Here is a 25,510-nt window from a genome sequence, read left to right as displayed (position 1 = left end):
TGATGTACCTTTTCATTGTCTCTGAAATCAAAAACAGAATTAAGCGAACCTCGGCCTTGAAAATCCCTTTCCATCAAATCAATTGATCATTGAACGACTGCCGCTGAACAAAACAACCTCTCACTTTTGGTCGAAGAAGAGCGGACCTTCATCTGCAAGTGATCCGACATGTTAGGATTTCAACGAACTTTATACTAACCGTTTCCGCAGAAAACCAGAAAGCCAGTCGGTGAGGGTTACTAAAATGATAATGCCATACAGAATGATGCCCACTCTAGACCAAGAACGGGTTTGAATAGCGAAAATCAAAGGTGTTCCGACACCGCCAGCACCCACCATACCAAGAATCGATGCTGAACGAATGGCCAACTCAAAACGGTAGAGTGTATTAGAAACAAACTCTGGGATCAATTGTGGCAAACTGGCGATCACAGTGACATCCAATCGATTGCCACCAGCAGCAATCACGGCTTCTCCGGCACGATTGTTCATGTTTTCAATCGCTTCGGAAAAAAGCTTTGCGAGCATGCCAACACTATGAAAGCCAACTGCTAGTACGCCAGCAAAAGAGCCTGGACCAACGGCTTTGATAAACATTAACGCCAGGACAATTTCAGGAAAAGTTCGAATGGCAGTCAAGACAAATTTGCCAGAACGAGTCGTCAGCCAAAACTTGTGCTGTGTGTTCGCAGCCCAAAAAGCAAATGGCAGACTAATAATAGCTGAAATGAACGTCCCTAAAAAGGCGATCCCCAAGGTTTGCAGCAGCGTAGAAGTCAGATCTTCGCCATCACCTGTCCAAACATAGCTAAAATCGGGATGTGCCAACCCCGCAGCGATTGACTTGGTAACGACCCACGCATTGGGTTTGATTTCAAGACTTGGCATACCTGTGAATGACCAAACGATAATCGCTAAGGTGATTATTGTCAGTAACCAATTGCGCCAACGATGCTGCAGGGGGGCCTTTGGCAATGAAGCTGAGCGATTCATAGAAGCACCTCCCTAGCCTTACCGCTAATGTAGTCAATGACAAGTACAACAGCAAAGATAACTAGCACAATCAAACCGACCCGATCATACCGAAACATGGATAATGCCTGTTGCAAGTAAATACCGATCCCGCCAGCTCCCATATAGCCGAGCACCGTACTAGCCCGAACGTTAATTTCGAAAGCATACAAGACGAAGCTAACAAAATAATTTGCGATCTGCGGCAACACTGCAAAACGAATCATTTCAATTCGGCCTGCACCTGCTGCCTTAAGTGCTTCAAGCGGTCCAGGATCAATCGTTTCAACTGCTTCATAAAACAGCTTGCCAACCATCCCAAAAGTAAAGATCGCTAACGCAAAAATACCGGCCACTGGTCCGATTCCGACAATGGCGACAAAAAGTGCCGCTAACATGAGATCGGGGATGGTACGGACAATATTGAGCACAAAGCGAAAAATGCCTACCACAATTTTATTAGTCACAATGTTGCGCGAAACTAAAAGGGCATATGGAAAAGCAACGGCAGAGCCAATCAAGGTGCCAATGATTGCCATTTTCAGTGTCTGAATCATCGGATCGATTGTGTAATAAGCGTAACTCCAGTCAACATGCGCCATTTCGGTAAAAATGACAGTGAATTGACTGAAATTCTTAAAAAACAACCCGAGATTTGCATTGGTGATCCCAATCGACCAAATTAAACCAAGTACCATGATGCCAGTAAGCAGCCACTTGCGCCATTGCAGCTGACGTTTCGGTAACGTAGGAGCTGTCATTATGACACCTCCTGCTCATTACCGCTGTAAATACTAGCTATGATTTCATCAGTGGCTTCGGCAACCGGACCGTCAAACACTTTTTGACCCGCCCGAATACCGATAATGCGAGTAGCATAAGCTTGAGCAACCTCAACGCTATGTAGATTAGCCACGACAGTAATGCCCATTTCTTGGTTAATTCGCCGCAAGTCATCCATCACCCGTTTTGTGGTTTGAGGATCAAGACTGGCGATCGGTTCGTCTGCGAGAATAATCGTTGGGGTTTGCGTAAGGGCACGTGCAATCGCCACGCGTTGCTGTTGACCACCGGAAAGTTGGTCGGCACGGGTATAAACTTTATCTTCCAATTCTACTGTCCGCAAGGCATCGTAAGCACGTTGCTTGTCTTCAGCGGAAAATAAACCTAGTACCATTTTCCAAGTTGGATAATAGCCGACTCGTCCAGTTAAAACATTCTTCAAGACTGACGAGCGGTTGACTAGGTTAAAACTTTGAAAAATCATCCCGATTTTCCGACGAATATTCAATAGTTTCTTGCCTTTTGCTTTGGTAATGGAAACACCATCAATACGTACATCGCCTTCAGAGATGTCGTGAAGCCGATTGATGGCCCGCATCAGTGTACTTTTCCCGGCTCCTGACAAGCCAACGACAACTACAAATTCGCCGTGATTAATGGTTAAATCGATGTCTTTAAGGCCTACGACACCGTTAGGATAGATTTTTGAGACGTGGTCAAACTCAATAACTGGGTGGTTACTTTCTGACATGCAAACTTCCTCCATGTATAGCAAAAGCGCTAGGTGGCTAGCGCTTTTGCAACGTTGCTTTACTTGCTTTTTGATTCACCAGTGGCAATTTTGTCATACTTACGCACAATGTTGAAGGCACTATCTGTGGTTTTGACATAGCCCTCATGTGTATAAATACTTGAGATAATCGCATGACCTTCTTTTGTCTTAGCAATGTCGATGAAAGCCTTGCTAAGCTTTTTGCGGAAGGCGGCACTCATGTCCTGACGTACGGAAATCGTGTCATTAGGAATTGGCTTTGTGAAGTAGATGGGTTCAACCTTGTCCATAATGTCAGGAACATCTTTTTTGACAATATTGCGGGCATCCTCAAAAACAAAGGCGGCATCGGTATCACCGTTTAGCACGGACATGACACCTTGATCGTGACCTTTGACAGTAACCAAGGTATCTTGTTTAACAATGTCGAGACCCTTTTGGGACAGTTCGGCAATCGGCCAAATATAGCCAGCGGAACTGGTAACATCTTGAACGGCAATTTTTTTATTCTTGAGATCTTTCCAAGATTTGATGCTACTGCCTTTTTTAACAACAATCATCGAACGATATGAATCAACTAGTTTGTCGGTGCTTTTCCCACCCGGCTGTTTGATCCCAAATCGTTGCGCCATCAACAAAACGTCGGCTGCCTTTTGCGCGTGTGCCTGAACGTAACCATCAGGTGGTAAGAACCCAACATCGACTTGTTTACTCTTCATAGCTTCGACAATTGAGTTGTAGTCTGTCGAAACGGTGACTTTGACAGGGATGCCAAGCTCTTTCTTCAGCAAACTAGCCAGAGGTTTTGCTTTTGCTTCGATTGTATTGGCGTTGCTTGATGGTACAAACTGAATATTTAATGACTTGGGGGTGTAACTATTGCTTGTACTTGTGCTGCTAGAACTACTCTTACTACCACAAGCAGCCAGCGATAACGCAGCAATGGTTGCCATCCCAGCCACTGCAATTCTTTTCCAGAACTTCATCAGTTTTCCTCCATAAAAGTAGAATCAATCATTTGTAAGCAGAACCTTGCTTGTCTCGGCGACGCAAAAGAGTGAACTGAGACGAACAAGTCACTTGAACATTCAAATCATACTTTTTTATAATATCTGAATCAATAACTTTACAATAATTTTACATTTTATACATTTCGTTCGGATTTTACACAAACGGCCTGCTTTTTGATGACCGTTATACTTGGATTTAGTCTGGTGCAGAACGATAATGAGGTTAACCCGATACAACATTTCTGATTTTTTGAAAATTTCGGTGCCCGGATCGTGACGAAAAATAACGTAAATTATATAAAATTCATTAGACTAACTGCACTGTTATTACTTTTTTATTCTGCTTGGAAAACAATATTAGAGAAGTCGCCGCATCCTAGTTAATAGCACACCTGTTACCAGCGTGATGGCTAGAACCGCCGAAATTGTTGTTGCCCGAATAGCCACAATGCCCCAGCCGAGTAATGAAAGGGTGATTGTGAGGACGATATTAATCGTGATCGCCGTCATAACAGCGCGGCTTGGTTTGCTGCGCCAAAAGTTGCGATTGCTGCGGGTGATCAGGATGGTCAGCATGGCACTGAAGATCAGATAGTTGAAAATGATGGTGCTTATCTGACCTTGAGCTACGTGAAGGTTGGTGAGCAGCGTCAAGATGATCATCCCAACGAGCGTCCAGCCGATTGCGAGTGTGCCGCTGATAAAACCGAGTTTGCCTAAGTGCCAGTTTTCAGGATGGTGGGAGATGCTGGTGCGATCAGTACCAAGTACCAATGTCACGAGATCATTTAAGATGGCAACAAGGATCATCGCGTTTAATGACAACGGCAGAAAATGATTCAGTAAATAACCTAGCGTTAGGATGATCGTCAGTTCGGCGGTTCGCGATAACTTGGTGATGGTCCACGTCATCATGCGCTGATAAACGCGATGACCGCTATCAAGAATCTCAATAATGGAGGTTAAACCGGGTTCAAGCAAAATCATTTTAGCTGCTCGCTTGGCTAAATCCACGGCATTCTCAACTGCAATGCCGACTTCAGCTTGCCTGATAGCAGGGGCATCGTTCACGCCATCTCCGGTCATTCCAACGATGTGTCCACTGGCTTGCAATCGCTGGACGATAGCTAGTTTGTCCTCCGGTTTTACCTCGGCAATGCCAGCTAGATTCTGCAAAGAAAAGGTGGCGGGTAATTGTGAAAAGGCTACGATTTGACCTGTCAAACCGGCTTTCAAAGCAATGGGCTGCGCCGTTTTGACATTATCGCCAGTGAGCATGACCAGCTGCACACCGCGTTTTTTAATAGCTTCAATGGCTTGCCTACTATCGGCCCGAATAGTGTCTTCAAGAATGTAGACGCCGACAAGGTGCTCATTAATTGAGACAGCGACTGAGCGGCCTGCATCTAAGGCTAGGGGTGGTAGTTTTGGTGATTCAGGATCACGTGACTGTAGCACTTTTAAAGAGCCAAGACGAACTTTCAGCAAACGATCAGCAATTGTGATGGTTGCACTTGCATAGCCAGTTTCGGCAGTAAACGGTGTGAAGTTGCTCAGGGTTGCTTCAACATGATTGTTACTAGTGAATGTCAAAATAGCTTGATCGATGACACTAGGGTGTTGTTGGTCACAAGCAAAAGCACTGTAAGCTCGTACGGTTTCGTCAGGCAGGTCCGACAGATTTGTAAACGTCACAACGACAGGCTTGTTTTCAGTGATGGTGCCGGTTTTATCAACCAATAACACGTCAAGATTAGACGCTTCTTGAATGCCAGACAGATCACTAACTAAAACATGGTCACGACTAAGCACTTTTGCTTCAACTGAATTTGCCACCGCAAAGCTGGAAGGCATGGCAATTGGGATCGTTGCAATGAACAACATGGCCAAAAAGGGAAACATGCTGATCAAGTTTTCACCACGAATTAAAGCGGCAACGATCAGAATGATGGCTAGCACACTATCGAGAATCGCAAGGTCGTTGATGATTCGACCGAGCAGTTGCTGCAAGTGACCGGGTGCGGCTGATTGGTTGAGCAGGGTGATCGTTTTCCCTGAACGACTGTCTGCACCAATTGCTGTCACGACAGCAAGCGTGTGTCCAGTCAGCACTTCGGTTCCAGCATAAACAGTTTGATTGACCTGCCGATGAACCGAGGCAGCTTCGCCAGTGATACTACTTTCGTTGACTTGAATCGCGTTGTCCAGAAGGCGAGCATCAGCGGGGATGATATCGCCTTGACGCAGACTAATTAAATCGCCGACGACCAACTCTTTTGCGGGTTTTGTGACCCAATTGTCAGAACGTTTCACGGCCGCAAGCGGGGTCAATTCATGTGATAGCTTGCGTAAAACCGCCCGAGCCCGCGTTGATTGAATCGCGCCATTCACAGCCGCAAACAGCAACATCAGCACAATAAAACCTGCCTGAATACCTTTACCAAGAACGATTTCGACAACTAAAGCTGCCTCCAAAATCCAAGCGGAAGGTTCCCACAGACGCGCGAGTACGCCTTGAATAAAACTGACGGTGGGCTCTTTAACCTCATTGAAACCATCTGAATGTAAACGTGCAGTTGCTTCAGATTGTGAAAGACCGCCATATTGAGTCATTTCATCGACATCCTTTCAGAAAAAAAGATCGATCGTCGTTAAACGCTCGGTCTCGTCATTGATTATGCTCCGGTTTCTAATCGCGCCAGTTCACGCTCTGGAAACTTAGTCGAATTGAACGCTATCTGGAAAGTGTGCCAGTCGCGTGCCGACGTTTCCGAGTTCTTCTTCAATCCGCAGCAACTGGTTGTACTTCTCGACGCGCTCAGACCGAGCTGGGGCGCCGGCTTTAAGTTGGGCGGCGTTGGTGGCAACGGTGAAGTCAGCAACAAAGGTGTCGCCAGTTTCGCCAGAGCGGTGGGACATCATCGTGGTGTAGCCGTTTTTACGGGCTAAGCGAATCGCTTCGAGGGTTTCAGTAACAGTACCGATTTGATTGAGCTTAATCAGAATCGAATTAGCCATGCCTTTTTGAATAGCCTCTGTGATCAACTTCGGATTGGTGCAGACTGGATCATCAGCCACGATCTGGATACGCTTGCCGTACTTGGCGGTAAACTTGGCAAAGTTATCCCAGTCGTCTTCGCCGTAAGGATCTTCAATCGAAATGATTTCAGGAAATTGATCAAGCAGCTTGATGTAGTAAGCACCAAGTTCGTCTGGCGTGTAGGTTTTGCCTTCAAAATCATAATTTTTGGTGTCGTGGTTGTAGAAGTAAGAAGCCGCCGCATCAAAAGCAATCGCAATTTCCTTACCGGGGGTGTAGCCGGCTTGAAGAATCGCGTCATGTAGCATTTGCAAAGCATCTTCGGAATTCTTCAAGTCAGGGGCAAAGCCGCCTTCGTCACCCAACCCAGTCGTGTAACCAGCTTTCTCAATGACCTTTTTCAAGGTATGGTAGGTGTTCGTAATTTTCTCAAAACCATCACGAAAAGACGTGCGTTCAACTGGGGTGATCATAAATTCCTGAATATCAATACCATTATCGGCATGTTCACCGCCGTTGATCACATTGTGGAAGGTTTGTGGTAACTCTAGATCTGTCCCGCCTAGATAACGATAAAGTGGCTGATGGGTGGCCAAGGCAGCGGCCCGAGCCGTGGCCATTGAGACGCCAAGAATAGCATTTGCGCCAAGCTTGGCCTTGTTCGGGGTGCCGTCCAAATCAATCATGATCTGATCAACGTGAGCCTGATTAAAAGGCGAAACACCATGCAAGGCTTGATTAATCGCCGTGTTGACATGATTGACCGCCTTCAGCACACCTTTACCGCCCAGTCGATCACCGCCATCGCGCAACTCAACCGCTTCTTTTTCACCAGTAGAAGCCCCTGAAGGTACCTCGGCTCGACCAAGGGTGCCATCAGATAAAACGACATCAGCCTCCACTGTTGGGTTGCCGCGTGAGTCGAAAATTTCGCGAGCTTTCACTGTATCAATAAAAAGTGCCATCATAATATCTCTCCTTTTGGTAACAACGAAAAAAACGCCTACCGAAGCGACATAAAAGTCGTTTCAGTAGACGTCATCAGATTGCTACACAATCATTTGCGGCGAACATCATCGCCTGTTCTTCTATACGAATAGAGCGTACGCTTTTTTCTTTTTGGGTGCAAGAGGGAGATTAACTTGAGTGCGAAAGACCAATTTTTCTTATTGACCGCATTCGGGAAAACCTATAGACTGAAAGCAAGCTTAGAGAGAGGACTAATTACCCTTTTTCTTAGTCCAGCAGATTGGATGGCACACACCCCTCAACATTTTTTGAAGTGCGGAGGTGATAGCCATGCCAAAATCAGGAGACGAAAGGGGTTCGCCGCGTTGGATGTGGCGTCGATTATCGTTGCGCTTAGCATACTGATTACCAGTATGGCCAAAGCGTACGCGATTATCAAAAAAGCTAACCTCAAGGATTAGCTTTTACCAAATCGTCATCTGAACTGCGTCGAGGTCATCGGGTCGCACCCCGGTGGCCTCTTTTCAACTCCTTAATTATACCTTAGAGGTCGTGAAGCGGTCAATATACTTGTGCAGTGCAACTAATTGAACTTGATCCAGCAGTAGCGCGGCTGTTGATGTGAAAAAGCGATCATCAGTTGGCTTGTAAGTGCGACTAGGATGAACCCATTACCATTGAGAGACCAATTAGATTTCAGGAGAATGTTCTTATCTACGCATTGTTTTAATATATCACGTATATACGAACAAAATAACAACTCGTTTTGTGTGTGTCAAGATATGCACAAACCACGTTCATTGTTGTTGATGTTCGGACCAAACATTTGCTATACTTTCAATAAATTAAATGGCGATGGTGTTCGCCTATACGCAAGTTGATGACACCTACCTTGAGCAAATCAGGGTAGGTGTCTTTTTTCTGAGTATGAGCTGGTGCTTTTAAAAATTGCAGCATAAATGGCCTCAGGACAAAGTGACAGATCTTAGCCTGATATGTTTATGCAGAGGTTTCTGCGTCAGCGAGTGCGTTCCCACGAAAGGAGATCATGATGCAGCATCGTGAAAAAATACATGTTAGTTGGTTGTTGGCCGTCTTTGCTGGCGGTTTTATTGGTGGCATTTTGCGATATGTCATCAGTGGCGTGACCCACGATGGCACAACCATGATGGGGACAAGCATTGTGAACTTAATCGGCAGCTTTTTACTGGCCTTCACCACTTATGGCTTGGATATGAAGTTCGATCTGCCTGAATGGCTGTTGCTTGCCCTCGGGACAGGTGTCATCGGTGGTTTCACGACATTCTCCACGCTCATGCTGGACTTTGCGACCTTGGCACCAAGGCATGCGATTTATGCCACACTACTGTTGATGCTCAATCTGCTGGGCGGACTGCTAGCAGCAACAGCCGGATTCTTGGCCTCGAAACTCGTTGGAAGAAGGGACAAAAAACAATGGTGATCTTAATTGGTATCGGAGCCGGTCTCGGCGCTGTTTGCCGGTACGGTATAACCGTATTAGGGAAAATGCTCTGGCCCGGCAAGCCGTTGGCGACGCTACTCATCAATGTGCTGGGTTCATTGCTGGCAGGACTTTTAGTTGGCTTACCAACGCTCTCAGCGTTTCGACTGTTCCTACTGCCCGGTTTTTGCGGCGGCTTTACGACCTTTTCAACGTTCATGGCAGACGCGTTTATCCTGATTAAAAATCGGCGGTGGTCAATGGCGATCTTTTATTATGTTGGCACGGTGGTAGCGGGGATGGTAGCCGTGGTTGTGGGGATGATGACTTCAGGGATACTTTTTGCCTAACTGGCAAGTGTGCCTGCCGATCACCGCTATAGTGCAGTTTAACAGCTTCTTTTTCCAGTAGAAACCCCTAAAGGTATCACGTCTTGGTCAACGGTGTCGCTAGACAAAATGATATCAACCCCACTGTTGGGTTGTCGCGTGAGTCGAAAATTTTGCGAGACTTCACCTTATCAATAAAAAGTGCCATCGCACATCTTTTCTTTCGTTAACAACAGAAAATCAAAGCATAACCATACATGTGTTTGAGACAGAAGGTACACTTTTCCCGCAAAATAACAGCCTCTGCTTTGCTTGCGAATTGCTGCAAAGTAGAGGCTGTTGTTAGCGGCAAGGTATTTAATTTGTGAAATTCTGAGAGAGTGGAACTTTATTAAAAATTTGTCTTAGCATTCTCGACTATAGTTATCAATAATCATTGTTGCTGAGACTGTCAGAATAAACACATTCAGTGCCATACTGTCGTATTTTGGAATGGAAATGATGGTGATGACTAAAATAACGCCTGACAAGGCACTGACGATATGAGCAATCTTGGAAAGAGTTTTCAAAAAATCAGTCCCCTTTGTGGGCTAGCACCGACTCCTGCAGCACAGTCAAGAGCGTTACTACCACCGTTTACCTTGCAGAGTTCAGTATTCGTTAATAATTGAATGTTAGACAAATCACCTCGTGTTTGTTTTCGACATAATGCTCACAACACAGAGGGCTAGCTTCCTACAAACAATGTACACAAAAATATCGAGCTTTTGTTATTATTTTTTAAACGCCGTACAATTACCGGTAAATGTTGAAATTTTTCAAGATTTATCTAAAAAAGCAGCGTTAATCCTGCATTTCATGGCGGTTATTTTTAAGGATGTCATAGTGCTAATTGTTAGCCGCAGCAATTTATTGATTGACAGCCGCTGAACTGAAACGAGCTGCCACTCTTATGTCAAAATGTGATGGGCAGTTTCTGGAAAGCTTAGTTAATCAAAATAGAAAAAATGTTGTGAGGGTTGAAGAAGTGATCGGTAATATCGCCTCGTCTGGGGAAAATCTGAAACTTGCCAAGCGTGATCACTTTCAGTTATATTCAAAGCTCTATCTAATCATCTCAACGGATCAAGGACTCCAGTCCAGACTTGGAACTTCAACAAAGATGCCGGTATGTTTGTTTGCCCTGCAGATTTTATGGACTCGCGAGTTACGAGAAACGGTAAAAAAGATAAGAGCTGCGATCAAGGCAGGACTTATTACTTTGACACGCATCATTGTCATGAATGTCCACAGCAGCTATGTTGGCACGGTGGTAGCGGGGATGATAGCAGTGGTCGTGGGGATGGTGATTTCCAATACTTTTTTTGATGAAGGTGGTGAAGGCTATTATGCGAGCAGAAACCTCTTGAGTAGGCATTCTGTGAGCGACACTTTAAGTATGCAAGTTACTTTAAATAACAATCGATTCTAAATGGATCAATGAAGATACGGATTATATAAGTTTGATGCTGGCCTGCCTCAGTATACTAGCTTATCAAGCAGTACCTCTCATTTCGAAAAAGTTATTTATGGGATGAAGATTTAAAGGCATTCACTTTTTTAACATTCTTTTTACTTAGTTTTTCTTGCATCATTTTTGCAGTTCCAAAATCGTTTCCTGTTCTTTTTCTTAAAGAAACTGAACCTTTCATCGGGGCATTTAAGCCCAGGTAAGTTATTTTTACAATGTTATTTTTTAAAATCTGAAACTCTATTTTTCGAACATTATTTTTGTTGGCAGCTTTGGAAGCTAATTCATCCCCAGATACAACTGAGTATATGTCAGGAGCCTTACCTTCTTCAAGCGAGCGATACTGAGTTTGTTTGGCATGCTGATAGGCAAAAGCGGTTGCATTTGTTAGAGTTCCTGTATATGTGTCACCATTATCAGTCTTTGCTGAAATTTTATAATCAAAAAGCACAGGGCCTATCAACCAAGATGGAGGTGCTAGAAACGTTGCTTCTTTTCGGTTTCCGGAAACTCGAAGAGCGACATAAGTCATTGAGTCAATGTCCTCTTTTTTTTCCGGTTTGGCGTCAGGATTAGAATTAGAATACCAAATAGTGTTGACTTGATTACTGTAGTCTAAAAATGCTTTTCCACCAATAATAGCTAGTATAACAGCCACGACCCCTATGGCTGTTATGAGTAATGGCTTCCAGCGCACTTTACGCAGTCGATTCGGATTGGCAGCTGATTTCATTTCTAAGCGATTGTTTGTTGCAGTATTTGAATTTCTTTCTTTAGAGTTCTTTGCCGCTGTGTTGCTTTTAAAAGAAGTGCCGGTCTTTATATTTACAAGCGAATGTCCACAGTGAGTACAGAACTTAGCTCCAATCAAGTTCTTTTCACCGCAATGTGGACAGAAAATAAAGTTCCTATTTGAGCTATCCATTTTCCCAACTCCCCTAAACAATATCTTAATGTCAATCTGTGACTGTAATGTAAAAAATCAAGTTGCACATAATATTGAAACGAAAATCTGAACAAAAAAATTAAGCCGAGTTCTCTGTACTTTTTGCTTTTAAATTCGAGGACGCTTATTTCAAGCTTGTTGTTGAATTAATTTTGGTTTGGCGGTGTCCCTTTGTAATATTTGAATTTGATTGTTTTTAAAGCTTTAACACCACCTTGGGCATTGCAATAGTTATCAACGTCACTAACGTTTACAGGCGATCCAGCATCTGGGGTAAATGCACCGGGACCGGCCATTCCAAAGTAGACAATGGTTTTCTTTCCCTTTTTATCTTTAGTTGGCACCTGAACAATTTGGATTTCTGGTGAACCACCAGATCCAGTTCCGTAAGGCATGACACTATATGAGGTATGACTAACAGCAACAACTGAAAGATCTAGACGAGGAGCGCTATACATGATTGAAGTATGTAATTTCTGAAATGTTTTACTATTCCCGTATCCATATAAAACTAACTCCCGCAATTGATCTTTTCGACTCAGGGTTTCAAATGACAATTGATTTGGATCGGTTATCTGAGATTGTTTCGAAGCTTGGTGAGATGTCGGAGACAAGGCGGAGAATCCTGCCATGCCGAGTAGCAACAAAATACTCATTCCGGAAGTGATTGCAAAAGCTATGTAAGCGGGGTGTCTCTTCTTAACAATTTTTGGAAGCAAATTCAGCTTGGCTCCACAGACGGTACAAAACTTCGCATCTGGTAATACTTTTGCGCCGCAGTTTGGACAAAATAGGTCTACTGAGGATTGAGACTTAAATTTTTGACGACTCATTATCACGGATATGATGGCCCACAAAATTAAAAAAACAAGTATGAATGCGATGGTACCGACAATTTTTCCTGACATTTACCTTCTCCTTAGAAACGGGCGCACCTAAAAAATACTCGCCCAACTTTTAAACTGTTCTAAGTATAAAAAATTCGATAGGCAGGATATGCCCAGCAGGCAAACTCTGCGTAGAAAATTTTAGTCAACAAAATGCGGCTTCATATTTCCTATATAGTCAAGGGAGTATGAAAGTCGCTATTTTTCTGGCCGAAATGTCAGTTGGCTCATATTCAAATTCTGTGAAAACTTACAGTTGAGACTTTCCTAGGCACAATATACCTAATCGCTAAATATAATAAATTTTGTACCTAGTTCCATCGGGCATAATTTGATGTTATTGGAGGAGAAGACATGTTATATAACCGATTTACAGAACATGTAGTCAATGATAGGAAGAAAATGTATAAACGAGGCAGTCAATGGGTCGTTGCCTCGGCATTCGTACTTTTGTTTGGTGGCGCTGCACTTAACTTTCCCGCGCAAACAGTTGATGCGGCAACACTAACCGTTTCTCCTGTGACACTAACGAAACAGCCAAATGGCACTGTATCTGCTTCTAGCACGCAGAGTAGCTCAGCAGCTTCTGCGCAAACGACACAAGTTGCACAACCGACTTCAAATAACCAAGAAGAGGCAACAACGGCTAAGCCAGATGCAGTAACAACTACACAAACCGGATCTGCAAAACAAGCAGCCGCTGCAAATCAGACGACTCAAGTAGCCGATTCGGGTGCACAAGCGTCAGCCGCTTATCAAGCAGCTAGTCTTGCAGCCAATGCAAATACCAGCATGCCTGCAGCGGCACCATCAAGCATGACTGATGAACAGTGGCAGGCTCAAAAGGCTAAGTACGAACAAGCTAAGTCAGCCGCAGCGCAAAGCGAAGCTGCAGCTAAGGCTCAAGCCGAGGCCGCTAAGAGCTCGTATGCAGATCAAGCTACGCAACAAGCTGAAGCACAAAAGGAAAAAGACGGGAATGCTTTTGATCAGCTTCAAGCCAGTGGCTCTGCAAGCTTAGCAGCAATGCAATCGTCACAAGCAAGCAGTTATGCGGCTGCTAGTCAGGCAGCAGATAAAACAATTGCTGATTTGAATAGTCAGAGACAGACACCAGATATTCCTGTTGGGGACGGCGGCACGTTTGACTATGTGGCTAAGACAGGTTCTTGGACCAATATTGCTACAGCGAATGATGCAAAGCAAAAGACTTGGAATGGAAACTTTTTACTTCAAAATTTACCAGTATTCAGTAATGAAAAGTCTAATAGTGTTGCCAACATGACTGATAAGGAAGAAATGGCTTATTATGATGAAGGTGGATTACTAGACATTAGCGATTATCTTGACAACATAAATACGCCAGCCTGGGCTCTGACTGATACGGTCAAGAATAACACACTCAGCGATGCTCAAAAGCAGGAAGTCAATCAGTATGCAATGATGTTGGTGAATAACTATCGGAAAGCATTGGGCATGAGTCCGGTAGTGTCCCCAGCAGATTTTCTGGTTCTGGTACAAGCACGTGGGGACTCAATGTTAGGCGACATTGACATGCATCATGACACGGCAATTCTAAACCGTATTTTTGATAATAAGTGGGCAGGAGAATGTTTAGCGAGCGGAAATCCGGCTAGTTATCAACAAAATTATAAAGGGAAACGTTCCGGCGATCCCACTATGATTGAGGTGCTTCAGTCAGTATCAAGTGCTGTAAATGGCTTATTCAATGATGATACAGATCAAAATCAAGGGCATCGAAACATCTTATTAAGCGATGGCGCTCAAGCAGGCGGTTTTTCTTATCAGAAAACTGCTGGCAACGGTTGGGTTCTTAATTACAACGATAGCTACTATAACTTTTCAGGAGAAAACACCGCCACCGTTCCTGATGAGATCAGCGGTGCGACTGATAACAATCAACAAATCGATCTCAAAATTTCAAACGTCAAAGATAGCCTAGATGATCTCAAAACTCAGCAAAGTAAGGATTATCAAACCGCTTATTCTGCCTATGTTGATGCACAACAGGCCCTTTACAACAAAATCGCCGCAGATGATTCCGCATTGATTGATCTTCCTAAAAAGATTCGTGCGTACAATGCCCAGCAGGATGCTGCCGTTCAGGATCTTATTAAAGCTCTGACGGCACAAGTTGCTCAACTAGATCCAGGTCCTGAACCAACAAAGCCATCAAGTGGTAGTAGTTCTTCAGGATCGAGCGCAGGTAGCTCGTCCTCGTCAAGTGCAGCAAGTTCCTCAGCGTCGAGTGCTGGTAGTTCCGCAGCATCCAGCGCTGCAAGCTCCTCAGCTTCAAGTGCAGGCAGTTCCGCAGCATCCAGTGCCGCAAGTTCCTCAGCGTCGAGTGCAGGCAGTTCCGCAGCATCCAGTGCCGCAAGTTCCTCAGCTTCAAGTGCAGGCAGTTCCGCAGCATCCAGCGCTGCAAGCTCCTCAGCTTCAAGTGCAGGCAGTTCGGCAGCATCCAGTGCCGCAAGTTCCTCAGCTTCAAGTGCAGGCAGTTCCGCAGCATCCAGCGCCGCAAGTTCTGCTGCTTCAAGTGCTGGCAGCTCAGCAGCATCCAGTTCGGCAAGTTCGGCAGCATCCAGTGCCGCGAGTTCCTCAGCGTCAAGCGCGTCAAGTTCCGCAGCATCCAGCGCAGGCAGTTCAGCGGCATCCAGTGCTGCGAGTTCGGCAGCCTCAAGCGCAGCTAAACGAGCAGCATCCAGTGCAACAGTCACACCAATCGCGGCAAAGCAGCCTTCCAGCGGTCAGCCGATGAGTCGTGTGGCTCAGAAGAACGGTAAACATGCTTATCCAGCGACTGGTGAGAGCCAGACAGGGGCCATTTTGGCAGAGGCTGGCGCAGCAGTCATTGCAGTTCTTGGCTTTGCAGGCATCAGAAAGTATCGCCATGCAAAGTAACATTCTCATGATTCAGGCGCAACATCGAACTGCAGAGGTTATGACTCACCTTTCAAGTAAGAGTTTTTCGACAAGTCACGTGGGGTGACTTGTCGAAAAAGAGTTTGAAACGTGAAAGTTTAACAATTAGATCGTAGCTTTCATCGGGATTGCTATTGTCTTGGATTCTCGGTTCTATCTATTGTGACAGCATAATGCGCGGTGGCAATGGGGTGACGGGAATGAATGAAAATGAGCTAGGTAAAAAAGGATTTAGGAATCAAATAAGGTGAGTAGTGATGAGGGTAGACACAGTCGGATGATAGAAGCAATCATGAACAAAAAATTGTATTAGTTTTTTCGGTAAAGCAGATGCAAGTTTTCAAATGAGATTGATTGCTCAGTGGACAAGTAAGCAACAGTTGTGACCATTAGTAACTAACATGATCGTGGGGATTACGTTGTACTAATGGCAACATTGAAAATGGGGAATGGCCTCAGTCTGTAGTTTGCTTGTCAAAAAATATTCAGGGTTACTTGGAAAGGTTTGGCTTGGCATTGCAAACTCGGCCTTTTAGGCTTAAGACTTCAATGATTAAACCAAAGAAATCCCTTATTCCAACGGCTTAGCAAGGAGGTGGTTTGTCCGCCAACAATTGCATCAACATCATAAAGGAAAGCTAAAACAAGCCAAATAAGCGTTACGACAATAACAATGTAATTTGAAGTAGTCATCTTGTGTGTCTGTGGATTTACGAGATGGCTACTTTTTTGGACTAGAAATTCAACTTGGAGTGTGAATGATATGAGAAGTCGTCAACATCATGGTGTTGTCATTTTATTGGGTAGTCTTGTAGTGATTTTAATCGCCGTTATCGGCCTTCTAGTCTTTAAGTTAGGGGAACGGCAGGAGCAATCGGTGAGCTCAAGTAGTCGTCAAGTGTCAAGCTTAAGCAGTCATCGGTCAGCGGTCTCCTCCGAACCGAGTGTCGCATCCAGCACGGTCACTAGTTCATCAAGCTCGCCGACACCGAGTTATGTTGGCAAGACCTATACAGCAACTGATGGGGATGTGACCTATGCTGTACAATTTAATGATGATCACACACTGACACAACAACTCATTAATAACTCCAACAACAATGCCAATATTCAGAGTCAAACAGATGATTGCCTTGTGGGCGAGGACGGTCATATTTCTTTGACAAAATGTATTGCTAATTTGAATGTTAGCTATGAGGATGATACACAGTTGAAGCAAAATGCTGCGCCTGAGTCTTGCGATTTTACAGGGAAAGGTTCTGCTCGATCAGAAACTCCTGAGAAAGGGTGGCTATATATCTGGCGCTTTCGAAACACTGATTACTCGCAATTAGCAGGTACTGATGTTGGTCTTTATGCGAAACCAACAGTAACACCCATCAAAACAACTTGGGATTTAGGCGCACCTATCAATGATTTGTATGAAAAGTCTTTGCATTCGTAAAATTTTCATTGCAGCAACAAACAGCTTGATCACGCAGTCAGTAGCACTATCGGCAGTAACATCATAGGGGGATTGATAGGATGACATCAGCAAAGTTTTGTCCTAATTGTGGCTTAAAGTTGGACGGCACGGAAAAATTTTGTCCAAAATGTGGGTTTGACTTAACAGGTAACAATAAGACTGGTTCAGCAACGATAGAAGCCCATGCAGCAGCTGCCGCTGGACAATTGACCAAACTCGTACCGAGCCGCAAACATTTCATTACAGCATTAACTTTCTTAAAAAATAATGCGCTGACACTTTTCGTTTTATTTATACTGGGGACCTTTTTACCGCTTAACGGTACTTGGCGTTTTGGTCTACTCATGATTTATTTACTATTTGTCTATTGTTACCCGTTGTTAACTGGGAAAAAACGAGTAGCGTGGGACAAAAAATTGGATGATTGGCTACAGGATAAGGACAATCTCAAGCAATTGAATGCTAGCATCAACAAGGGGTTGAATCAATTACATCATGCTATGCCGACAGTTAATCAGAAGACACAGCTTGAACCAAAGACGCAGGTTAAGTCATCTCAAGCAAATGAGCCTTTACCACGGTCTTCTTCAGCTGTATCTGGTTTTCGGCTGAATGGCGAGTTGATAACTGGCATCATTGCGCTGATTGCTGGTTTCTTCATGTATCAAATGGGTAAGCAAAGTGTTGGATCGTTGAGTTCTCAAGCTATGTCACTTTTTCAGAGTGGCTCATTGAGTACGAGTGGCTATTTATATATTTGGGGTGTTTGTCTCTTGGGAATAGGTGTTGCCATGACGTTGGGTGGCATTATCAAAGGCATCCGGCGGCAGTTGCAAGGCGGTGGGGTGCTCAAGTTTCTAGGTATTGCAATTTGCGTTGGGGCGGCTATTGCTGCCAGTTATGTTTACGCTAATCCAGTTTCGTCATCACTGAGAGCAGCAGAAGCAGCGTATAGCTCGGGAATGAGTTACAGCGATATTCAAAATCTGATTGGCGTTATCAAAGCACTTCCATATGTGGCTGCTATCATTTATGGCCTAGGTATCTTTGTGAATGCAACACGATATCGCCAGCCTTGAATCTCTCAAATATTGCAACCTGAACTTATTCACTTCAAATGAATTAAGTTTGGCAAAGCACTGGATTCAATTAATACAAGTTCAAACATTAAAAAACCGTCTCAACATGCCGTTGAGGCGGTCATTCACTTCATATCTATTCAATCAAAACTTAGCGTTCGTTTTTGGTTGCAGACTACTGAGGTTCGTATAGAACAGGTTTTCTTGAAGACGGGCTTGTTCTTCTTCGTGGGGATCGCGTGGTGCTGCGATCATGTGCTCAACGCGTTTAAAAGTATGCTTAATCAGTGACATTTAAAACATCTCCCCTATTAGTTGTTCCTGTTTACAACTACATTGTAAGAGTCGCCAAGCAAAACTTCAATTGGTATAGGGCTTTTGAAAACGAATTCATTGCAAAAATTTTACGAAAAGATGTCAGTTGTCACAAAATGAACAGCAGGCCATGCATTTTTCACCTTCTTTTAGAGAGGTATCCGTTGATGCAAGTTGCGATTTTTGAAGACGAAGTGGTTTTTGGGGGGTAGGACAGAGAGACTAGTTTGTTTTGTCGGCCTTTGCTTGGATTTTTTCTAACTGTTGGTATTGACTGGTCATCCAAGTGCGATAATTTTTGCCCTTTGGCAGGGTTTCGGAGACGTTGAGCACAGGGACATCGTGTTGCTTAGCTAATTTGACGAGACCGTCGACGATTTTCGAGCTGGCTTGGCTGTTATTCACGAAGAAGGCGATTTTCTTTTCTTTAATGTCGTCTTGAACACCGTTGATGTCTTTGGCACTGTAATCGGTGCCTTCTTCGGTAGCTTGGGCGAAGTGGGTGTTGTTAACCTTATAGCCTAGATAGTCCAGCGCATAGCCGAAGACAGGTTCGGAGACGTCGACTTTTTGATCGTGAACGTTTTGCTTGAGTTTCTGAATCAAAGCATTGAGGTTATCGAGTGAGGCAATGTACTTCTTGGCGTTGGCTTTGAAGATGGCCTTTTTGGATGGGTCCTGTTTGGCAAACTTGTCTGCCAAGGCATTGGCAAGTTTAGGCATGGTGCGTGGGTCATACCAAATATGTTCGTTATCGCCTTCGTGTTTGCCCATGAGGTCATCGGCCACACGTAAGTATTGTTTGGACTTGCTTTCGGATTTCACGAGTTTGTCCATCCAGCCATCATAGCCGATACCACTGGCAACGATGAGGTTGGCGGTGGCCACTTGTTTACCGACTTTAGTGGTGGGTTCGTAGTCATGGGGATCAATGGCGGGATTGTCGATGATCGATTGGACACTCACCTGATCGCCGCCGACTGCTTTAGCTACTTCACCGTAAAAATCGACGGTAGCCACAACTTGAATCTTTTGGTTGCTGCCAGATTTGGCGCTGGTGCTGCAAGCGACAGCAAGGATTGCCAACAACATGACGCTGAAGGCGGTCAATAATCGTTTGAACATGGGCAAAAGCTCCTTTGTTGGAAAGCGTAATGGTTACGGTTGTAAGCGTAGCGTATTCATGGCGTACACGCAAGCAAAATTTAAAGCAGCAAAAAACTGCAGCAGGCGATGGCTTCATTTCATCGTCATGCTGCAGTTTTTGAAACGCGCTTATTGATAATCTTTAATCAATAGAAGGATACCAGTAATTGATAAAAGACTTCCTATTGCAATGGCTAGCCAGCCTAAAACACGCTCACCTGTGTCAGGTAGATGATGGGTGTTGTTGTGGCTTGGCGTGACAACTTCTACGTTTGCGGAAGAATCGCTTTCTGAAGAGGATGAAGGGATCACATCACTGCTAGATACGGAAGATGAGCTTTCCTGATGGCTAGGGGTGGATGAAGCAGCCGGCTTTGAAGGCTCGCTAGATGAAGACGACGGTTTAGACGGCGGCGTTACTGAGCTAGAAGGTGACGACGGCTTAGACGGCGGTGTCACCGAGCTAGAAGGTGTTGATGGTTTAGACGGCGGCGTCACTGAGCTAGAAGGTGACGACGGTTTAGACGGCGGTGTCACCGAGCTAGAAGGTGTTGATGGTTTAGACGGCGGTGTCACCGAGCTAGAAGGTGTTGATGGTTTAGACGGTGGTGTCACTGAACTAGAAGGTGTTGATGGTTTAGACGGCGGTGTCACCGAGCTAGAAGGTACAGACGGTTTGGAACTGGAAGCTGATGATGGCTTCGACGGTGGTGTCATTGAACTGGAAGATTCAGAAGATGGCGTCGACGGCGTTACCGGTGGCGGCGTCAGGTTCTCGTCATAGGCCTTGACCGTCACTTGCGGTTTATCAAGGGTAATGGTAAACGGCAAGTGAGTCGCATTCAGCTTGTATCCTTTAGGCGCCTTTGTTTCGACAAAATAGTATTGGCCGACTAAGAGTTGGGTAAAGGTTAACTTGCCCTTCGTATCAGTCGTGAGGTCGTCATGTACCAAGGTTCCATCGGCACGGTAGAGTGAGAAAACAGCGCCGGCGAGAGCCTGCTGATGTGTTTTTTGGTCTTGTTTAATTAGCGTGACCTGTCCAACTTGACCGGTGCCACTACCGCCGTTACGCCAAGTGATTGTGCCGTTTGCATGCGCTGGAGCACCGGTACCGCCTTGCTTGCCTGAAGCAACGACTGAATTCGTCCAAGAATCTGTGGTTTCGAAACTTGCAGAGGTGGGATTAGTCCACAAATCAATTTGAATGGCGGTTGTGATCGTTCCCAGCGATATTTTGACTTGGTTAACATTCACTTGATAGCTTGGGGTGATGGTACCGGTAGCATGGAACCAGTTGTCATCGTAAGTACCAGTGTGGACGACCAGCCCACGACTTGTATCAAAATGCTGCCCGGGACCAAGTGTATCAGTGAGCACCACATTGTCGACATGCTCCATATTTGGATTAATCGTAATCTCCCACTGGAAAATTTTGGGTCGACCAAGATCATCAACATACTGCGCTTTTTCTTCTGGAGTTGCACCTGTTGGCGGATTGACAACCCACCCGGCTTTGTAGATATACCATCCTGGACGTTGATGACCACTATCATCATAGCGGCCACTTACCATGAATTGAAGCTCACCTTGGCGGCCGACTGTTGAATGGCTGAAGAAGTCCGTGAAGGTCAAAATACCGGTTGAACTACCTGCTTTGGAAAAGAAATGGCCAATCGTGGCGCCAGTTGTGGGATCAACCACTGCAAAGTCCACATCGGCTCGCGATACAACCGTTGCTGGCAGGGAAACTGTCGCGGTATCACCGGCTTTGACGACCACTTCGTCAGGAATTCGCCAGTGATAGGTTAATGTGTACACGCTATACATCGAAAGATTGGGTGCGTGGGTGAAATCTTTCCCAGTGGTGTCAGTAATCGTAGCATCTTGACTACCAAAACCGGTGACCGCGATATTCTGGCCAGCACCGACACTGATCGGCTTGCTTATGAGCGGTGGGATTAAGGCAACCAGAACTGACAGCAACAAGGTGATAAGTAAAAGGACTGAAGCACGCTTTTGTGAGTGGCGGCGCTTTTGCATCTCGGCACTTCCTTAGTCATAATTTAACAAAATAATTATAACATAAAGATATTTATTCGGATTAACAAATATAATGAATATTCCCTTGCTTAGTAAGGCGATTTTTGTGAGATAATACTTACAAAAATAACGAAACAATGATGCTTAGCTTATTTGATTAAAGGGATCAAATAACTGGTGAAATGTTTGACATCTCGAACGGCTTATGTTTGAATTAATTTAATGATGCGGTTATTCGTCATCATGTTGGGGAGGGATCAAGTTGCGAAGGTGGCTTGTTATTGCAGTATCAGTGATGGCTATGATCGGTGTAACTGGTTGTCAGTCAAAAAGTTCAAAGTCGTCTAGCTCGACTGGGTCGACGATGATTAAGGTGAACCATTTTACCAAGCAGACTTTGCAGAAACGGTATACGACCATTTCTGACTTGGTGATGAAAACGATGACAGAGGTCTCACTGCAAAGTGATAACAAAACCCTCAGTCAGTCGGCTAAAGCCAGTCTCTCTAAACTTGATAAGATCCGGTTGGAATTGGATAATAACAAGTCACAGGATTCAGGTGATGATGCTTTGGCAAAGACATTGGTTGATTATGCCAAGCAATCAAGTGACGTGTTGACAGCCGTTATTAACAATGATGGGAAAGGCTATCAGTCAAGCACTCAAGCTTTCTTTAAGCAGGCCGTCAGTATTGGTCAACAGTCTTTCGGCGGTCAAGTTCCGGAATCCGTGCGCAACTATGCGAACAATCAGCAAGCGGTGACAAATAGCGGAAGCTCGAAGTAACAATCAAGTTACATAGGATCGCAAAAGGCAGTTGATGACTGCTTTTTTTGTTACACAGCGTCAGGCGACCTGAAACGTAAGACTTTTTCAAATTGACGGGGTTTGTGATAGGTGATGGCGCGCTGATTTGTTAGGTTGGACGTGAGGAGGCGATCGTTTGGCACCCTATCAAGATGATTTGAATACTTTGCTGGCCAAGTTGCAGGCAATTGCACAGACGGGTAACTATTACGCAAAGGATGTTTTTGATCAGCAGCGTTATACAGAACTGGCTGACGTGACGACTAAGCTGGCAATAAAGCTTGGTGCCAGTGACCAGCAAGCAAAGTTATTTGTCGATGCGGATTTTGGCTATGTGACGCCCAAAGTTGATGTTCGTGCGGTTACCTTTATTGAGGATCAACTATTGCTGGTTCAGGAACGAGCGGGCGGTACATGGTCCATCCCCGGTGGTTGGGCGGATTTGGGTTATAGTGCGGGTGAAATTGCTGTAAAAGAAACCCGTGAAGAGGCCGGCTTAACCGTGAAACCGCAACAATTACTGGCAGTTCGGGCACTACGTAAGCACGCCTATGCCAAGCAAAGTTCGCAAGATGTGTACAAAATGTTCATTGCTTGTCTACCGGAGAATCGTGCGTTAAAAAGCGGGATCGAAACTGCAAAGGTTCAACTTTTTACGCGAGAACAAGCGCTTCAGGTGCCCTTATCGCTACAACGCAATTTGCCGGCCGACATTGAGATGGCATTTGACGCACATACGGCTAGTCACTGGATGACAAAGTTTGATTGAGTTTAAAAAGATAATACTTTGATAGCCAGGTAAAGGGCATGGCAACAGAAAAGAGTTTATTTCCCAATGATGAACACGGAAATAAACTCTTTTTGATTTGGCCGATGACTGGTTACTTTAATAGAAGGAAGGCTTATCGCCTTGGGTGTTAGGTTGGTCAACGCCAAGTGAAGCACCGATGTGTTTGCTTGGATCGTTAATCAGCTTGACGACGAAGTCAGCGATGCTGCGCCGAGAGACTTCTGTGCCCTTAAATGGCTCGCCTTTTTCCGTTAATTCATAACTGACAATGTTTTTATTGGAAAGCCAAGCTGGCCGAATGATCGTATATTTTAAGTCAGAATTTTCAATGACTTTGGCGGCTGCGGCGTAGGTTTCAAGATAACCACCATCAAGCATTTGATGATTCCACTTGCCAAAAGCGCCGGGGACTTCATCGTAAATTCCCAACGTCGAAATCCAAATCAATCGACTCACACCTGCAGCATCCATCGCCTTCACGACAGATTTTGCCTGATCTTCAATTCCCTTGTTGCCAAGGTTGGCATAGACAACGTCAATGCCAGCAAGCGCCTTGGTCAACTTGGCGGTGTCGGTGACATCCCCGTCAATCACCGTCTCCCGTTGCGGATTGACGTCTTGCAGTCGCCCGGCATTGCGTAGAAACAAACTCAGGTGATGATCGGTTTCTTTCAGCAACTGATGCCGCGCCAACGTTGCAATTTGCCCGTGTGCGCCTAAGATCATGACATTTGCCATTTGAATCTTCCTTTCTTGTTCCCAATACAGTTTTATTGTAACACCGGTATTTGTGGGCGGAACGATCAAAAAAGCCCGCGAATTTCTTCGCGGGCTTCCTTCTGGTCAAGTGCTGTCCGGTGTTGTTGGCCCGGGCATATGGTTTATCTTGTCATCAAAGCAATTAACGAAACTTCGACAGAGGGTGAGCTTTGCCGAAACATTGGGGGAATGATAAACCCCTGTGACCAGAAGTGATGCTATTTTGCGCTGTTCGTTGCTTGATCCTGAATTTTTTCAAGTTGCTGGTATTGGCTGGTCATCCAAGTCCGATAGTTTTTGCCCTTAGGTAATGTCTCGGTCACTTTCAAAACCGGCACATTATTTTGTTCAGCTAATTTGACGAGTTGATTGACAGTCTTTGAGCTTGCTTGGATGTTATTGACAAAGAAGGCAATTTTCTTTTCCTTAATATCGGTTTCGATACCATGGATATCTTTTGCGCTGTAGTCTGTGCCGTCTTCGGTTGACTTCGAGAAGTGATCGTCATTGACTTTGTAGCCCAGATAATCGAGCGCGTAGCCAAAGACAGGTTCGGAGACATCAACGAGTTGGCCATTTACTTTCGACTTCAACTTGTTGATCAAAGTATTGAGATCGTCCAGTGAAGCGATGTATTTTTTTGCATTCGCCTTGAAGGTCGCTTTGTCAGCTGGATCTTTCTTGGCAAACTTATCAGCTAACGTATTGGCCAGTTTTGGCATGGTTCGCGGATCGTACCAGATATGTTCGTTGTCGCCTTCCTTTTTATTCATCAAATCGTCAGCGACACGTAAGTAATTTTTGGATTTGTCCGCTGATTTCACGACCTTATCCATCCAGCCGTCGTAACCAATGCCACTAGCGACAACAAGATCGGCAGACGCAACTGATTTCCCAACTTTGGTAGTAGGCTCATAGTCATGGGGATCAACCGCCGGATTGTTGATAATCGACTGCACCGACACCTTGTTACCACCCACAGCTTTGGCAACCTCACCATAAAAATCAAGACTGGCAACAACTTGAATCTTGCTGCCATTCGAGCTGGATTGCTTTGCGGCACCGTTACTACCGCATGCGACTGCAAAAATTGCCAGCAATGCGACACTGATACCTGCAAGTAATCGCTTCATCATAAATTCCCGCTTCCTTCCAAAACGTAATAATTACGATTTAAACCATAAAGCAAAGTGAGCGGTCTGGCAAGGAAAATTTTCAAAAAAATTGAGAAAAGTGTCGTTCTTAAATTCTAATTGACAGATAAATCGCAGTCGTGATACGGTTACTGCCGTTGCTTAAATAGTAATGATTACGAATTAAAAAGAGGTGATCATTTTTGGAAAAGACAGATCTTGCCAGTGCACGGCGGCGTATGAAGAGTCCCAACATTAAGACCCGAAAACGGGCGTTAAAAGTTTTGCACGATGCTAAGCGTAAGCAACA

At 44.9% G+C, this 25,510-nt stretch carries 24 protein-coding genes and 2 riboswitches; of the genes, 10 read left to right on the top strand and 14 right to left on the bottom strand.

The window, feature by feature from the left end; genetic code table 11:
- Positions 1-189 precede the first annotated feature (189 nt).
- From phnE (ACWPAB_RS09515) to eno, 6 genes are all read right to left on the bottom strand, one after another.
- Entirely contained in the window at positions 190-993 is an 804-nt protein-coding gene (phnE, locus tag ACWPAB_RS09515; protein WP_003567453.1) for a phosphonate ABC transporter, permease protein PhnE, read from the bottom strand.
- The gene (phnE, locus tag ACWPAB_RS09510; RefSeq protein ID WP_003576383.1) at positions 990-1,772 is read right to left on the bottom strand and encodes a phosphonate ABC transporter, permease protein PhnE; all 783 of its coding nucleotides are present in this window, start codon (positions 1,770-1,772) and stop codon (positions 990-992) included. Before phnE (ACWPAB_RS09510) ends, phnE (ACWPAB_RS09515) begins: the two co-directional genes overlap by 4 nt.
- Positions 1,772-2,545, bottom strand: a complete 774-nt coding sequence (gene phnC / locus ACWPAB_RS09505; RefSeq protein ID WP_003585615.1) for a phosphonate ABC transporter ATP-binding protein — start codon at positions 2,543-2,545, stop codon at positions 1,772-1,774. The genes phnE (ACWPAB_RS09510) and phnC overlap by 1 nt, the downstream gene beginning before the upstream one ends.
- 59 nt (positions 2,546-2,604) lie before the next feature.
- Positions 2,605-3,552: a phosphate/phosphite/phosphonate ABC transporter substrate-binding protein gene (locus ACWPAB_RS09500; protein WP_003567447.1), complete on the bottom strand. Its 948-nt coding sequence runs from the start codon at positions 3,550-3,552 to the stop codon at positions 2,605-2,607.
- Positions 3,553-3,933: 381 nt separating this feature from the next.
- Positions 3,934-6,189, bottom strand: coding sequence for an HAD-IC family P-type ATPase (locus tag ACWPAB_RS09495; RefSeq protein ID WP_016382268.1), 2,256 nt, complete (start codon positions 6,187-6,189; stop codon positions 3,934-3,936).
- A 105-nt stretch (positions 6,190-6,294) separates the two neighbouring features.
- The gene (eno, locus tag ACWPAB_RS09490) at positions 6,295-7,581 is read right to left on the bottom strand and encodes a phosphopyruvate hydratase (protein ID WP_032786947.1); all 1,287 of its coding nucleotides are present in this window, start codon (positions 7,579-7,581) and stop codon (positions 6,295-6,297) included.
- A 60-nt stretch (positions 7,582-7,641) separates the two neighbouring features.
- Positions 7,642-7,706: riboswitch (Fluoride riboswitch) on the bottom strand.
- Positions 7,707-7,758: 52 nt separating this feature from the next.
- Between eno and ACWPAB_RS09485 the strand changes: the two genes are divergently transcribed.
- The 3 genes from ACWPAB_RS09485 to ACWPAB_RS09475 all read left to right on the top strand — a co-directional run bounded on the left by ACWPAB_RS09485 (position 7,759) and on the right by ACWPAB_RS09475 (position 9,397).
- Entirely contained in the window at positions 7,759-8,046 is a 288-nt protein-coding gene (locus ACWPAB_RS09485) for a hypothetical protein (protein WP_013246073.1), read from the top strand.
- Between the two features lie 381 nt (positions 8,047-8,427).
- Positions 8,428-8,482: riboswitch (Fluoride riboswitch) on the top strand.
- Between the two features lie 154 nt (positions 8,483-8,636).
- Entirely contained in the window at positions 8,637-9,047 is a 411-nt protein-coding gene (locus ACWPAB_RS09480; protein ID WP_003591860.1) for a fluoride efflux transporter FluC, read from the top strand.
- On the top strand, positions 9,041-9,397 hold the full coding sequence (locus ACWPAB_RS09475) for a fluoride efflux transporter FluC (protein ID WP_003576372.1): 357 nt from the start codon (positions 9,041-9,043) through the stop codon (positions 9,395-9,397). The genes ACWPAB_RS09480 and ACWPAB_RS09475 overlap by 7 nt, the downstream gene beginning before the upstream one ends.
- A gap of 383 nt (positions 9,398-9,780) precedes the next feature.
- Here ACWPAB_RS09475 and ACWPAB_RS09470 read toward each other — a convergent pair whose 3' ends face one another.
- The gene (locus ACWPAB_RS09470) at positions 9,781-9,945 is read right to left on the bottom strand and encodes a hypothetical protein (protein WP_003576369.1); all 165 of its coding nucleotides are present in this window, start codon (positions 9,943-9,945) and stop codon (positions 9,781-9,783) included.
- Between the two features lie 347 nt (positions 9,946-10,292).
- Here ACWPAB_RS09470 and ACWPAB_RS09465 point away from each other — a divergent pair, with 347 nt between their 5' ends.
- Positions 10,293-10,847, top strand: coding sequence for a hypothetical protein (locus ACWPAB_RS09465; RefSeq protein ID WP_016367859.1), 555 nt, complete (start codon positions 10,293-10,295; stop codon positions 10,845-10,847).
- A 91-nt stretch (positions 10,848-10,938) separates the two neighbouring features.
- Here the strand turns inward: ACWPAB_RS09465 and ACWPAB_RS09460 are convergent, their stop codons facing one another.
- Positions 10,939-11,811, bottom strand: a complete 873-nt coding sequence (locus ACWPAB_RS09460) for a zinc ribbon domain-containing protein (RefSeq protein WP_016367858.1) — start codon at positions 11,809-11,811, stop codon at positions 10,939-10,941.
- Positions 11,812-11,978: 167 nt separating this feature from the next.
- On the bottom strand, positions 11,979-12,740 hold the full coding sequence (locus tag ACWPAB_RS09455; RefSeq protein WP_016367857.1) for a zinc ribbon domain-containing protein: 762 nt from the start codon (positions 12,738-12,740) through the stop codon (positions 11,979-11,981).
- A gap of 333 nt (positions 12,741-13,073) precedes the next feature.
- On the opposite strand from ACWPAB_RS09455, the gene ACWPAB_RS09450 reads away from it, so the two are divergent.
- From ACWPAB_RS09450 to ACWPAB_RS09440, 3 genes are all read left to right on the top strand, one after another.
- Positions 13,074-15,641: an SEC10/PgrA surface exclusion domain-containing protein gene (locus ACWPAB_RS09450; RefSeq protein ID WP_052916113.1), complete on the top strand. Its 2,568-nt coding sequence runs from the start codon at positions 13,074-13,076 to the stop codon at positions 15,639-15,641.
- 784 nt (positions 15,642-16,425) lie between these two features.
- Positions 16,426-17,106: a hypothetical protein gene (locus ACWPAB_RS09445; RefSeq protein ID WP_016382208.1), complete on the top strand. Its 681-nt coding sequence runs from the start codon at positions 16,426-16,428 to the stop codon at positions 17,104-17,106.
- Positions 17,107-17,186: 80 nt separating this feature from the next.
- A complete protein-coding gene (locus ACWPAB_RS09440; protein ID WP_016367420.1) occupies positions 17,187-18,206 on the top strand; it encodes a zinc-ribbon domain-containing protein in 1,020 nt (339 codons plus the stop codon).
- A 144-nt stretch (positions 18,207-18,350) separates the two neighbouring features.
- On the opposite strand, the gene ACWPAB_RS09435 is transcribed toward ACWPAB_RS09440, so the two are convergent.
- The 3 genes from ACWPAB_RS09435 to ACWPAB_RS09425 all read right to left on the bottom strand — a co-directional run bounded on the left by ACWPAB_RS09435 (position 18,351) and on the right by ACWPAB_RS09425 (position 21,710).
- Positions 18,351-18,500, bottom strand: a complete 150-nt coding sequence (locus tag ACWPAB_RS09435; RefSeq protein WP_003567431.1) for a hypothetical protein — start codon at positions 18,498-18,500, stop codon at positions 18,351-18,353.
- 243 nt (positions 18,501-18,743) lie between these two features.
- Positions 18,744-19,646 (bottom strand): metal ABC transporter solute-binding protein, encoded by a 903-nt coding sequence (locus ACWPAB_RS09430; protein ID WP_003585593.1) that lies wholly within the window; start codon positions 19,644-19,646, stop codon positions 18,744-18,746.
- Between the two features lie 150 nt (positions 19,647-19,796).
- On the bottom strand, positions 19,797-21,710 hold the full coding sequence (locus tag ACWPAB_RS09425) for a SpaA isopeptide-forming pilin-related protein (RefSeq protein WP_016367419.1): 1,914 nt from the start codon (positions 21,708-21,710) through the stop codon (positions 19,797-19,799).
- A 262-nt stretch (positions 21,711-21,972) separates the two neighbouring features.
- Here ACWPAB_RS09425 and ACWPAB_RS09420 point away from each other — a divergent pair, with 262 nt between their 5' ends.
- Positions 21,973-22,497 carry a hypothetical protein gene (locus tag ACWPAB_RS09420; protein WP_016367418.1) on the top strand — a complete coding sequence of 175 codons (525 nt, stop codon included), beginning with the start codon at positions 21,973-21,975 and terminating at the stop codon, positions 22,495-22,497.
- Between the two features lie 157 nt (positions 22,498-22,654).
- Positions 22,655-23,287 (top strand): NUDIX hydrolase N-terminal domain-containing protein, encoded by a 633-nt coding sequence (locus tag ACWPAB_RS09415; protein ID WP_003567423.1) that lies wholly within the window; start codon positions 22,655-22,657, stop codon positions 23,285-23,287.
- 117 nt (positions 23,288-23,404) lie between these two features.
- Here the strand turns inward: ACWPAB_RS09415 and ACWPAB_RS09410 are convergent, their stop codons facing one another.
- Together ACWPAB_RS09410 and ACWPAB_RS09405 are read right to left on the bottom strand one after the other, a co-directional pair.
- On the bottom strand, positions 23,405-24,046 hold the full coding sequence (locus ACWPAB_RS09410; protein WP_003567422.1) for an SDR family oxidoreductase: 642 nt from the start codon (positions 24,044-24,046) through the stop codon (positions 23,405-23,407).
- Between the two features lie 239 nt (positions 24,047-24,285).
- Positions 24,286-25,203, bottom strand: a complete 918-nt coding sequence (locus ACWPAB_RS09405) for a metal ABC transporter solute-binding protein (RefSeq protein ID WP_003576335.1) — start codon at positions 25,201-25,203, stop codon at positions 24,286-24,288.
- Between the two features lie 200 nt (positions 25,204-25,403).
- On the opposite strand from ACWPAB_RS09405, the gene ACWPAB_RS09400 reads away from it, so the two are divergent.
- Positions 25,404-25,510: putative metal homeostasis protein (locus ACWPAB_RS09400; protein WP_016382207.1), on the top strand; the 107-nt coding region annotated here is incomplete at its 3' end.

This window comes from Lacticaseibacillus sp. 30 (genome assembly GCF_053819265.1).
This window is presented reverse-complemented; position numbering and strand designations above follow the sequence as displayed.